Annotated in this window: 10 protein-coding genes; 6 read left to right on the forward strand and 4 right to left on the reverse strand. The window is 32.7% G+C overall.

Going from position 1 to position 13,522, the window contains the following annotated elements:
- Positions 1-44: 44 nt before the first annotated feature.
- The 4 genes from GMA17_RS13295 to GMA17_RS13305 form a co-directional block, all read right to left on the reverse strand.
- On the reverse strand, positions 45-326 hold the full coding sequence (locus GMA17_RS13295) for a DUF6520 family protein (RefSeq protein WP_248396966.1): 282 nt from the start codon (positions 324-326) through the stop codon (positions 45-47).
- Positions 327-406: 80 nt separating this feature from the next.
- Positions 407-1,900 (reverse strand): MauE/DoxX family redox-associated membrane protein, encoded by a 1,494-nt coding sequence (locus tag GMA17_RS13300; RefSeq protein ID WP_248396968.1) that lies wholly within the window; start codon positions 1,898-1,900, stop codon positions 407-409.
- Between the two features lie 272 nt (positions 1,901-2,172).
- On the reverse strand, positions 2,173-2,448 hold the full coding sequence (locus GMA17_RS15510; protein ID WP_371922438.1) for a helix-turn-helix domain-containing protein: 276 nt from the start codon (positions 2,446-2,448) through the stop codon (positions 2,173-2,175).
- A gap of 645 nt (positions 2,449-3,093) precedes the next feature.
- Positions 3,094-3,363, reverse strand: a complete 270-nt coding sequence (locus tag GMA17_RS13305) for a hypothetical protein (protein ID WP_248396970.1) — start codon at positions 3,361-3,363, stop codon at positions 3,094-3,096.
- 308 nt (positions 3,364-3,671) lie between these two features.
- On the opposite strand from GMA17_RS13305, the gene GMA17_RS13310 reads away from it, so the two are divergent.
- The 6 genes from GMA17_RS13310 to GMA17_RS13330 all read left to right on the forward strand — a co-directional run bounded on the left by GMA17_RS13310 (position 3,672) and on the right by GMA17_RS13330 (position 13,507).
- A complete protein-coding gene (locus GMA17_RS13310) occupies positions 3,672-4,781 on the forward strand; it encodes a T9SS type A sorting domain-containing protein (RefSeq protein ID WP_248396972.1) in 1,110 nt (369 codons plus the stop codon).
- Between the two features lie 12 nt (positions 4,782-4,793).
- Positions 4,794-11,303 (forward strand): RHS repeat-associated core domain-containing protein, encoded by a 6,510-nt coding sequence (locus GMA17_RS13315; protein ID WP_248396974.1) that lies wholly within the window; start codon positions 4,794-4,796, stop codon positions 11,301-11,303.
- On the forward strand, positions 11,288-11,818 hold the full coding sequence (locus GMA17_RS13320) for a hypothetical protein (protein ID WP_248396976.1): 531 nt from the start codon (positions 11,288-11,290) through the stop codon (positions 11,816-11,818). The genes GMA17_RS13315 and GMA17_RS13320 overlap by 16 nt, the downstream gene beginning before the upstream one ends.
- A 339-nt stretch (positions 11,819-12,157) precedes the next feature.
- Positions 12,158-12,523, forward strand: coding sequence for a hypothetical protein (locus GMA17_RS13325; RefSeq protein ID WP_248396978.1), 366 nt, complete (start codon positions 12,158-12,160; stop codon positions 12,521-12,523).
- Between the two features lie 10 nt (positions 12,524-12,533).
- On the forward strand, positions 12,534-12,659 hold the full coding sequence (locus GMA17_RS15425; RefSeq protein ID WP_256476070.1) for a hypothetical protein: 126 nt from the start codon (positions 12,534-12,536) through the stop codon (positions 12,657-12,659).
- A gap of 29 nt (positions 12,660-12,688) precedes the next feature.
- On the forward strand, positions 12,689-13,507 hold the full coding sequence (locus GMA17_RS13330; protein ID WP_248396980.1) for a hypothetical protein: 819 nt from the start codon (positions 12,689-12,691) through the stop codon (positions 13,505-13,507).
- Positions 13,508-13,522: the final 15 nt, after the last annotated feature.

The raw sequence follows: 13,522 nt of genomic DNA on the forward strand, positions 1-13,522 counted from the left end.
AACAAAATCATTCAGGAAACTTTTGAATCAGAAATTACTGATATTTATTCCTCAGGCCATTCGTATAGTGATACGGAACACATGGTGCCTGACGGGTTTGTAAATCGGTAAACATTTTTACCATCTAATTGTTGGCAAGGAATGCCTCCAAATATGGCACAATTTTTATTTGCTGTGACACACTGTGTCTCCGCATCATTGTACACAAAACCAATTAAAGCAGCATCTTCATTTGAAGCGTTGTTGCTTTCTGTAGCAAAAGCAAATGCCATTGCCAACATACATACTGCCAAGGGCAGTCCGAATTTTAAAACTTTTGTTTTCATTGTTATTCATTTTTAATTTATTTATGACCGACTCTTTTTTAGGCGTTCGATCTTCTCCTACATACTGCGCAGTATTTTTTTTATTTCTTAGGGTTATTAAAATGTTTCGGTTTTAATTTGTAAAGCCATATTTTGTCATCAACTAGAGCACATAGTACATCTTTATAGACCTTAAATTCGCGTATTTTTTTATGCGGTTGGTGGTATACATAAAAGCTAAAGACATAGCTAAAATCTACTATGTTATATACGTCAATGATTGATGCTGATACAAGAGGGGCTTCACTTTCATATTTTCCAAGGCGATCACTATTAATGTATAGATAGTCGCCAGAGGTACTAGCTTGACGGTTTACTTGGACAGATTTTCCACGTTTGAATACATCTTTTGATTTGTAATATTGAACATCTATATTTGGAATGGAAATGGTATCTATTGTTTTCCCAATCTGAATATTATCCCATAGTTCATCAGCAACTAAGTATTGGTTTTTATAATAATAGGTGTACAAAAATTTTCGATGTTTTTCGTTCCAAAGTAGGATGCCGTCTGTACTAAATTTAGTATCAGGTGTCGCATTGAGAATTTTGGAATTTATGCGAATAGTATCTTGATGCAAGGTCTTTTTCATAACCCCTAGCGCTTTCGATCTTGTTTCACTACTAATGGTTGTAAAACCTATATTGGAGCTGTCAGCAATAGCAAAATCGGAAAAGAAGGCTTCGTTGTAAGCGTAAATCTGTGCCTTCCAGTCTCCAATATTACCTCTAAACATTACAGGTACCGTACCATCGGCTACATAATAAAACGGTGGATTAACAGCAATTCGGACTCTTTTAAACCGGATATTTAAACTGTCTATTTTTAAGGAATGCTCCTGGATATCTTTCAGACTATGAGAAATGGATTTTAGTAAGAACGGCGCTGTAACATTACCCAAAAATATATTTTGGTCGTCCATTCCCGCCAGATAGTACGAGTTAAATTCCAAGTTATAATCTCCAAATTTGGTAATAGGATGTGGTATATATTTTCTGATGAAGGCATTGTTACGCTTGATCTCTTTTTCGGAGGTTAGGTAAAGTCCGCAAACAATTGCAAAACCTATAAGGGTTAAAGCGGTTGATTTTATGATTAGTTGTTTGGCGGTTACTTTTTCAGTCCAGTAGAGTGCTAAAAGCGCTAATCCTATAAAAAACGTGTTGAATATTAGGTGTTCTGTCCAGCCCAATGATTCCAGAACCCCACCACAAGAACAGGGTGTAAAGGATGTGAAGTTTAGTATTATGACAATATAGGTCGTGAATAGTACCATGAGTAAGTAGGCTGTATATAGGCCAATTTTTCTTGTTTTCTCCCATGCCAATAGTCCTGCCGTTGCTAGTTCAATTCCAATAACACCGTAAGAAACAGGAACTGCAAAAGCGGCTAAAAGTGGTGACTGACCTAACTGGGTTTGAAAATCTGTAAAGGTTATGAGCTTGCTTACGCTGGCATATACGAATAGGAGTATGAATAGCATGGCGATGGCTACTACTATTGTTTTTTTTGTAATCAGATTTTTAAAGTACATAACTCGTTATTTAGTCCTTATAAAATTCGGCTATCTCAATTATTTTTTAAGGATTAGGGCTTTGCTTGGACGGATTTTTTGAGACGTGGGAGGTGAGACGTGGGAGGTGAGAGGTGAGAAGTTAAAAGTGAACAGTGAAAAGTGACAAGTGAATAGTTAAAAGTGAATAGTTAAAAGTGAAAAGTGAATAGTGAAAAGTGAGTGGTGAGTCTGGTGTGGTGGGCAATTGTGCGGGATTTTTACTTAATATGTACTTTAACCTTATTCTGATATTAGTTGTTGTTATTTAGTTTTTTGATATCTGTGGGTTTGACGCCAAAATGATTTTTAAATGCTTTTGAGAAGTGTGATACATTTTTGAACCCCGTCATTTTAGCCACCGCTTTGATAGACAGGGAGGTGTTTTGTATTAGTAAACTCGCTCGTTTTAGTCGTTCTTGGGTTAGATACCGAAAAACGGTGATGCCATATAATTGTTTGAATCCATATTTTAACTTATACTCATTGGTACCAAACTGGTTGGATATTACTAAATTAAAAAAAAAAATGGATAGCTATTTTTTTTACTTGTTTGATAATCAGTTTCATTTGGGGTTTTGACTCCGTCTGGTTGGGTGATTTTTGTTAATAAGGATAACATTTACACCCAAAGGGATTTCTTACAGGGATAATCAGCTTAAATTTATTAGCGCATTTGATTTTTTTATAGCTTATATGGGAATTCTGAAATTGGTTCTATGGTTAATTGTTCATTTGGCATTTTTGTAATAGCAACCTTTGGGTCTCTTGTAGATTTTTACATTTAATTAAATTGAGTTTCTTCCCTCATAAAGCGTCAATTATGAGGCGGATTTGTATTTATAGCAATGATATTTGTTGGCTAACGAGAAAGAGGGAGTGTTATGCACGGTCTGTAATTCGTGATATTAAGCAGCTTAAGAAGAAGCAAAAGCATCAATTGGTAACTATTCCGAAGGCCTGTGAGTATTTAGGTTTGCCTTATGATGAGGTGTTTTCAATGATTAATAAGTGATTTGAATGAAGGCGTTAACCTCCTTACCATGTCTGGTTGGGAGGTAAAGCATAATAGAACTAACCATCCAGAAGAGTTATAGTTTGATAGAGTTTATTAAAATAGGAGACTATTTTACATGCAGGCAACTTCTATATCTGTTTAAATCTCTATGCTCCAATTACCCAAAACTCTTCAATAGGACTCTAGCTTCCAAAAAAGGTTTCCCAGTTCTGAAGTTCTTCTTTTTCTCAAAATGCAAATTTATGATTTCACCAAACTTACTTTTTTGCTCCAACTGATATATCAGCTGTATCATATCGTTGTAATGACCTTCAATGACAAATTGGTAGGTTTTAATTGTTAGTTCATTTTTTAACTCTATATGAGGCTCTAAAAAACTTACTATTTTAATGTTATTTTCTTCGGCAGTTGCATTAATGGTTTTCAAAAGGTTGTTTTGAATTGATGATCCGTTAAGTTAATATTTATTAAATAAAGAATCCTAATATTTTTACCTCTTGTTTAAAAGAGAGATCTCTTTGTGTGAACTTTATTTCTAGTTTTGTTCAAGCTCTACAATAGGTTTTAACTGCGGCAAAAGCATGAAATTTTATTGTTGTTGTATGAACTTTAACATTTTTAATGTGTAAGATACTTAAAAACAGAGTGATATAGTTTTTTTTTAGGATTTACGGGAAAACCGTAACTCCAATTCATTTTATTTAGTTTTTTTTGACAAAAATAAAATAGAATAATATGCTTGCAAAATACACGATCATAGTTTTTATGTTCTTTTCCACTAGTTTAATTTTATCGCAAAATTTATTAGACTCTTCAACATGGTTAATAGGCTCTGGCTCAGCTCCTGGATTTGGTGTTAATGGATCTTCTTCTGAAAACAGTCGGGAGCTCGGTTTTAATCATATTGGGGAGGAAGTTCTTCTCTGGAAGGCAAGTCCAGATGGGTCAAATAACGCAGATGGTGGTTTTGTCACATCTTGGTTGAATATTGATAGAACTAACACCTATAGATTTTCTGTTTGGATAAAAAAAACGAACTCGAATGATGGGACTACCTATTTTGGGTGTAACAAAAGCAATGGAGATCAGTTATTAAGACTTAATAATAATTTAGATTCCAATCCATATTTTTGGCATGGGGATTTGCCAGTATTAAATAGATGGTACTTGTTTGTTGGTTATGTGCATAGTAGTAGTTATTCTTCTGCCGTTCATCTAGGAAAAATATATGATGGAGTTACAGGAGAACCAGTGATTGATATGATTGACTTTAAATTTAATAATACCGCAACTACCATGCGGCAAAGAGCTTTTCTATATTACGACCCTAATGTTTTGGATAATCAATACTTTTATTCTCCTAGAATAGAGGTGATTAATGGTAATGAATGGTCTTTAGACGAATTGTTGTCTATTAACCCAAACTCCATGTTGGTTTTTGCATTTGATAATTCTGGGAATCAAAAACAACTTCAATATTGTTCAGATACATTTTGTTTTTTTGAAACCCCTCCTGAAGGAAAAGTAGCAAAGGATGATTTGATTGATATACTAAATAAACATGAAGAAACGGTTAAAGATGATGATTTAGAGGGGGAGGAAGTTGTTATTTTTCCAAACCCTACAACAGGTAATGTTTCTATTAAGCTCAACTCTACTCCGAATGTTTCTTTTTCTCAAGACATTAGTTTTTATAATAGTGCGGGTTTTTTAATTTTTAAAGTCCCTAGTCGATCCAAAAATGAACAGCTTATAGATTTAAGTAATTTGTCTTCTGGCGTGTATTTAATTCATATTCATTTAAGTAATGGAGAAATTGTAACAAAACAAATCATTAAAAACTAAATAGCCCAACTCATGAAATTAAAAAATTACTTTATACGATTCATTATACTTATAATAGGGTTTGTTGGCTTTTCACAGACACCTAATGACCTACTTGTGGATCCATCCATCAAAGTTAAGATGGAATTTAAAAAAATAACTTCGAAGGAAAATCCTAACGCCAAATCATCTAAAACGACATTTCAAACTGCATCTAGACCTCCAAAAGGACCAATTGACCCCATTGATCCTTTCGATCCAATTGACCCCCCAATAGGTGAAACATCTTCAGGTTACGCAGGCACTACCCTAGATGAGTTTAACGTCTCATTAAGTGGTGAAGCTTCATATAGTGTCCCAATAATTTCGCCTGCAGGAATTAAAGATATTGCTCCTAATATTGGTTTAACCTTCAATAGTCAAGCTTCTAATGGATTAGCAGGCTGGGGTTGGAATATATCAGGATTATCTACCATAACTCGAATTCCATCGACTAAATACCATGATGGCTTTGTTGGTGGTATAGATTTTGATGATACAGATCGTTTTGCTCTAGATGGACAAAGATTACTTCTTAAAAGTGGAACCTATGGAGCAGTTAATTCAGAATATCAAACCGAAAATTATTCAAATATTAAGATAAGAGCCTACGAAACATCACCTTATGGTTCATCATATGGTCCATCGTACTTTATAGTGTTTTATCCAAATGGAACTCGTGCTTGGTATGGAAATGGCGGTTCTTCTCATGGACAATTGGAATGGGCATTACATAAAATACAAGATCCTCAAGGTAATTATGTAGAATATACTTACTCTCAAAGTAATAATTTGTTACGTATTAATAGGATTAGGTACGGTTCTATAGAAGGAGTAACACCTCCTAATGACATATATTTTTATTACAAAACCAGGACACGCCCAGAACTTACTTATATTCAGGGTGTAACATTTAAACGAGGTAATATTTTAGATCGTATAGAAGTAAAAGGTGGAAGTCAATTGTATCGCAAATATCAGTTGACTCACAATACTTCATCCTTAGGTTATCAAAGAGTTTCATCCATTAGAGAATATAATAGTGCTAATGAATCTTTTCCACCAATTACATTTGGTTATGAATCTTCAACTAGTGGTATTTCAAGAGATGGAAACACTTTAGATATCTACCCAGGAATCAATTACAATAATGATAGAATGGCGGTAGGCGAGTTTGATGGTGATGGCAAGATGGATTTTATTACTTATAATAAGAATACAAGAAATCAACTAAACATATTTATGGGAGTTTTTAGTGATTATGGATCTGGTATTTCTATAGGTTATTCAGTGGATACTGAAAAATTTGATGATGTTTTTGCAAGTACAATTTTATCTTGGAATGGAAAATTATTACCCCAACAAGGAGTTACCAATGTTAGGGAAACAGTAAATGGTACAAACTCAACTGCTCGTTTTAGAACGTTTGCTATGGCTGCTTACGGTCCTGTTTTTCAGTATGATAAAAATGTGAATTTCCCTATTGGGCCTATGGGAGACTTTGATTGTGATGCTCCTTCAAATAATGATTATAGAAAAATACCTAAATCGTATATTAATGGAGATTTTAATGGAGACGGACTAACAGATGTATTGGCAATCCCTAAAAAATATTATAAAAAAGCATGTAGTTGGGATTACGATTATTGGGATGATTATGAAGAATGTGTTTGCGATAGGCAAACTATACCCCTAGGTAATTCCGAAGTTTATTTTGTAGATTTAAAACGTACAGATACTACAACTGCGGTCAATATTGGTTCATTAGAGTCTCGTATTCAAGATAGTACTGATAAACTATTTGGAGTTGATTTTGATGGGGATGGAAAAACCGATTTAATGCACATTAGGGATGGTTTAACTACGGTGTATTCTATGAACTCATCAAATCAATTAGTACAAATAGCTTCTTTAACCAATAGTTATATAGATAAAGATAAACCAATATTATTAGGAGATTATAATGGTGACGGAAAGACAGATTTTGCTCAACCTTCAGCTAATGGAAGTACTACTTGGAGGTTTTATTTGTCTCAAGGAAATAATATTTTTTATTACTCAAAAGATATTGGAGTTAATTATATTGAAAATTTTGTACATAACGGTTGGAGAAACATTAATGGAGTAGGAATGACTAATCCATTGTATGAATATAAATATATAGCTCAAGATTATAATGGAGATGGAAAGACAGACATCTTAAAACATGAAATAATTACACCCTACTCCTCATCCAATGTAGTTAGTGATAGATTTCAGTTATATGCCAATAAACATAATAGTAACGAAAGTACACCTACCTTCGTATTAACCACTAATTCTTTAGCGGTTAACAATGGTCTTACTAAATTTGGAATTCCTATATTTCTAGAAGCAAAAGGAACCAATAGTAATTTAGAGTATGCCTATATAGATGGTAATAACGTACATACCTATGAGTTTAATAATGATCATAAGAAAGATATTGAGCTTAAAAAGATCTCAAACAATGGTGTAATAACAGATATATTTTATGAGCAATTAAATTCTCGCTATGGCTCAAACACATATTCTTTTGACTATGAGGAGAACTACCCATTTGTGAATGTCAATGTGGCTCCTCCTTTAAAATTTGTTAAAGAAGTTAAACATACTGGTTCAGGTTATTCGAAACGACAAGTTTTTCAATATAAGGGTGCTGTTTCTAACGCAGAAGGATTAGGTTTTTTAGGATTTAAAGAAGTGAAAAAAACCAACTGGTTTGGTGATGGAGTGGGAACACTTTGGAATATATCTAAACATGATATACAGAAACGTGGAGCTGTAACTCAACAATGGGTTTCTACATCACCCTCTAGTTCACCATACAGTTTTGTAAATAAAACAACTTACACTTATTCAACACAGCTGCTTCCTAATAATGTTTTTATTAATAAACCAATTCAAATAGTAAAAGAAGATGGTCTACAAGGATTTAGCACAACAGAAGTATATACTTATGACTCTTTTAAAAACCCTCTTTCTATAGTCTTATCTTCTAGTGGAGAGTCTAAAACAAAAACATATGAATATTCAAATAATTCTACATCAACAGGATCTACCTATCATATAGGGAGGCTTACTAAAGAAATTAAAACAAACGTATTAAATGGTAATTCATTTACTAATGAAAATCAATACTCTTATGATAATAATTTATTAGTCCAAATTAAGAGAAAAGGTAACGGTACGCCTTGGCTTATAGAATCCTACATTCATGATTCTTTCGGTAATATTACACAAAAAACTGTCGGAGGTTCAGGAATTTCAAATCGAATTGAAGAATTTGAATATGACAGTAGCGGTCGATTTTTAACTAAAAGTATAGATTTAGAAGGATTAGAGACTACTTTCACTTATGACACTACTACAGGCAATCCAATAACAACCACAAACCCTTTTGGGCATACAACTACTTATGTATATGATGGTTGGCAAAGGGTCTTAAATAAAATAAGTTATTTAGGAAAGGAAACTAAGTATTATTATAATCAAGAAAATATTCCTGGTATTGGTCAATGTTTTACCAAGACAATTGATTTCCCAGAAGGACAAGACAAGAAAACTTATTTTAATGCTTTTGGTTGGAATGTTCAATCTAAAATGTTAAGTCTAAATGGTAAATGGATCCAAAAACAATTTGAACATGATGCTATAGGTCGAGTATTGAGAGAAAGCGAGCCTTATTTTAGCAATGAAAGCCCAACACAATGGAATCAAAATTATTTTGACGAATATGGTCGCCCTATCACTCAACAATTATTTACTGGAAAGGTAATTAACACCACTTACAATGGTCCATCTATTACTGTAAATGATGGGACAAAATCCACCACCACCACAAGAAGTGTATTTGGAAATATCACTTCTGTGCAAGACTTAGGTGGAACAATCGATTATCAATATTATGGCAACGGTACAATGAAAGCTGCAAATTTTGGCAGTCATACTGTTAGCACTACTATTGATGGTTGGGGGCGTAGAATATCATTATCCGATCCTTCAGCAGGAACGTTCAATTATGAATATAATATTTTAGGAGAAATCACAAAAGAGATTACTCCTAAAGGCCAAACAGAATATACATATGATGATTTTGGAAAATTGTTAGATAAAGAAATTATTGGGGATAAAACAGATTTAACGGTTTCATATATCTATAATGGAACAACAAAATTACTTGAAAGAATAAATGGTAATGATGGTGAAGCAGACACGCAATATACTTATAACTATTATTATGATTCTAATCATAGACCTAATAGAATTACAGAAGTTACAGATTACGCAGAGTTTGAAAACCAAATGACTTATGATGACTTTGGTAGAATAAACAAAGACGTATATATAACTAGAAATATAGCAACCGGCGTAAATAGTACTGTTCAGGTTAAGAATATCTATGATGAAGCAAGTATTCTAATAGAATTAAGAAATCAGGTCTCTGATGATCTTTTATGGAAAGTTAATGATGAGAATGCTAGGGGACAAACACTTAGTGTTGATTTAGGGAATGGAATAACAAAAAACAGACAATATGATCAATTTGGGTTTCTTACCAATATAACCGATAAGGACGATGGCACAGGAGGTGAGCAAGCTCTAAAGTTAGATTATAGCTTTGATGCACAGCGAAATATTTTATTAAGTCGTCAAAATCACGGATTTACCAATTGGAGTGAGAGTTTTACGCATGATAGTTTAGACCGATTACTATCCGTTAATGGACCTAATCCCCATACACAGGATTACGATGATCAAGGAAGAATAACTGAAAATTCTTTTGTAGGAGATTATACATACGATAATAATTCTAGATATAGACTTGCTGAAGTCGACCTAAATAATCAAGGTGATTTATATTATCAAAACCATAGCTTACAACAGATAACTTATAATGCTTTTAAAAAACCAGTAGATATTTATGAGAAGGAAAAGGGTCGAGTAAGTTTTGAGTATGGTCCTATGATGAACAGAACAAGTTCATATTATGGTGGTTTAGAAGAGAATAAAACAGAACGTCGTTATCATAAACGATATTCTAGTATCATTCCTGTTGAGATTGTACAAGACACCGAAAATAATAGCACTAAAATCATTACTTATATAGGAGGTGACGGTTATACAGCACCAGTTACACATATAAAACAAGTTGGTGGTAACAGTATTGATGAGTACCATTACTTACATCGTGATTATTTAGGAAGTATTCTTGCTATTTCTAACTCTAGTGGAGAAGTTGTAGAACAGAGACAGTTTAGTGCTTGGGGTTTAACAGATAATTTTAAACAAAGAAATACGTTAACAGATTTTTCTTACAGCTCTTTGATTAATAGGGGTTTTACAGGTCATGAGCACTTTTTTGATGTATCGTTAATTCATATGAATGGCCGTTTGTATGATGCTAAATTAGGTCGTTTTTTATCTCCAGATAATTACATACAAGTACCTTTTAGTACACAAAGCTTTAATAGATATGGTTATGTATGGAATAACCCCCTTGTAAATATTGACCCTAATGGAGAGTTTATTTTTACTGCTGCAATTATTATTGGAGCCGTTGTAGGAGCTTATATAGGGGGCGTGCAGGCTAATGGAGGAAATTATAATCCATTAAAATGGAACTGGTCCAGTGGTAGCACTTGGGGTGGTTTAGTAGGTGGTGCTGTTATTGGAGGCATCTCGGGAGGTGTTGGTGCTTATGTTGGTGGAGCAGCGTTAGGGGTTATGTCTGCTGCAGGAATTTCAGGAGGAATTATAGGTGGTGCAGTATCTGGAATAGCTGGCGGAGTAGCTGCAGGATTAATAAGTGGAGCCGGGATGGCAATACTCCCTGGTGGTAATGGTGATGTTCTTGGAGGCGCATGGAAAGGTGCAGTTACTGGTGCCATTTTTGGAGGAATTATAGGGGGTACTGTAGGAGGAATTACCACCCCAAAAGGTTATAGTGTACTTACAGGCAGACAAATAAGGCCAACAGCAGTAAGTGTTAGTGAATTAAAAGCCCAACCTTTTCAATCAAGTGATGATGCCTTCGCTTTAGACACTGGTAAAGCTATTAGACCTGAAAACACTAATGTAACTAAAGCGGTGGAAATAAATAAATTAGAACAGTCATTTTTAAAAACTAAAGGGGTTGATGGTCAAGTGAAATTCACTGCTACTGATGAGTTAGTTGCTGTCAGGCATCATACTAGTCCCGAAGCCCTTAAACAAATAGAGGCAAGTAAATTAATAAATCCTTCTCGAGGTCAGCCATATGGTGTTGATGTTGAAGTTGCACCATTTGTTAATCCATCAAATGCTAATATGGGTCAATTTGGTAAAGGAGCGTATATTGAATTTATGGTACCTAGAAGTCAATTGAGTAATATTCCTGGTTATTTAGGAGGTACAGGTAATACTGCCAGAATAATTACAAACTCAGCTCCTTTAGATGTTAGTTCAAGTTCATGGTTAAATTTTGTTAAATGGAAATGGTTTTAAAAATAAAAGAAATACAAATAGAAAATGTTAATATTTCTAACATTGAAATAAAAGAAGGAGAAATCTTAAGGATACAATTCTCAAATTTAAAAACTTATAATAGTGTTTTGTCTAAAATTAATTCATCAGATTTTGATGGAAATGTAACAAATGTTGAATTATGGGCAGAAAAAAACGAGAATTTAATTTTTATTGAAAACTGGTTTAATCTTTATGCTAAAGAAGACTCTTTTATTAAAGAGATGGATTTAACAGGTCAAGAAAAATTTTACGAATTACCAAGACCCTATAAGAATATTATTTGTTTAAAGCAACTTTTAGAAAATAAAATTCCCGCATTAATTATAGGAACGGCAGGAATGCATTTTTTTAATTTGAGACAAACTTATAGCTTGTTACATTCATATTTAAAGGATGGTGGGATTTGTATTGAAATGACTTATCCTTTAATGAATCAAAATGAGCTTATAAATATTTTAGGTGTTGAACCTAAGGTAATTACAATTAGTACTTAATTATTCAAAGGGATGAATGAAAATATAAGTTTAGAATAACAACATTTTAATATATAACATGATGAATCTGAATCAAGAGAAATATCTAATAAAAGAGAATTCTTTAAGTATTTTTAATAATTATTATGAGAAAATTTTCAATACCGAATGGTATCCTAATTTATTTATTAAAGAAGGTTTTTCAATATTTTTTATAAAAATCCAAAAAAATAAAACAAAATATTTTAACTGGAGTGTTTTTAGTCAAGCAATTTTACAGAATATGGAGAGCTCTCATTTTTTTTTAAATCATATGATAGAGGTCTTATTTATAAAGAGTCAAAGCAGTCTAGTACAAATATGAGTGCTTCTTTTGATATTGAAAAAAAGTTAATGATGAAAAATTCTGATTTTGTTGAGTTATTAAACAACTTTTCATTTGATGAATTGATTTCGGAAATTGATTTTGGAAATATAGAACAAGGTACACTTGTTTTTGATGATACTAGTAAATGGGCATATTATTATGGTGAGCAACTATATAAATCGCCAAATTTTGAAGAGTTTGATCTATTCATTGTAAAAAAAGAAGATGAGTTTAATTTCAAAAATTCTTTAAAAAGCATGATGCTGTTGCCTTACGAAATTAAAGTGACTAAATTAAATCATATTTTTAAAGACACTGATTTTTCTAAAAACAGGTTATTTGAAATAAAGTTAGATTAAGTTTAAAACCATGAGAGAAGTTAACAAAGATGTTTTAAAAAAATATCGCTATATTGATAAGAAGAGGAGTATTGAAGCTGTAACATTGCAGTTAAAAAAGAAGGTGCGTCTCAAATGGAGTGTACTAGATTATTAATGAAGAGAAGTAAAACTTAATTATAAAATATGAAAAAAATAATAACATTATTTATAAGTTTATTAATATTGTCGTGTAGTTCATCTGATGATTCAAGTGAGGTAAATAATAGGATTAATAATAACGGAAATAGTAACGCAACATTTAGTATTGACCTAACTTCTAATAGAACAGCTGTCGTAGATGAAATTATTAGTGTTGATATCACAGGAAATGAAAATATTATGACACTTGAGGCATCTTTAGATGATTTTCAAACCACTATTTTTAATCAAACGAATAGTAGTAGTTTCGGAGCCTCGTCAACTCTGTATTTTAATTTTGATGAGCTAGGTAATAAAACAATTAGCATTAAAGCAATTAATAATAGTGGTGAAGAAATTATAAAAACAATCACTGTTACTATTTTAAGAGGAGATGCAGTGAAAATTACTTCTATAGAAGTTGTTTCTTTTTCAAACATTCACAACACATGGGATCCAGAATTTTTAAATACTGATGTAAACCGCTTAGCAGATGTTTTTTTATTGCTCAGAAAACCTAAAGTAAATATAATAGATAGTTCTAGTTTTCCGTTAAGAGATTGGTTTAGGTCTGAAACTAAAGAAAATCAAGGTGATTTAATATGGGATGTGTCATCGCACAACCTATATATAAATCCTAATTTTTCTTTACGATATAGCATGGCTGATGTTGACGATGGAGGGATGAGTCAAGATATTATGTTAGGACCTCCTTTTGAAAGAGAAGTAACCTTTGTTGAGCATATCACAACTCAACCAACTACAATTACCTTGAGTATACCAAATATTGATTTAGAGGTAGTTTTTACAGTAGAGTGGAATTAATTTTTTGATAGAGTT

Origin of the sequence: Bizionia sp. M204 (assembly GCF_023205095.1) — a bacterium.
GTDB classification, from domain to species: Bacteria; Bacteroidota; Bacteroidia; order Flavobacteriales; family Flavobacteriaceae; genus Algorimicrobium; species Algorimicrobium hallyeonense.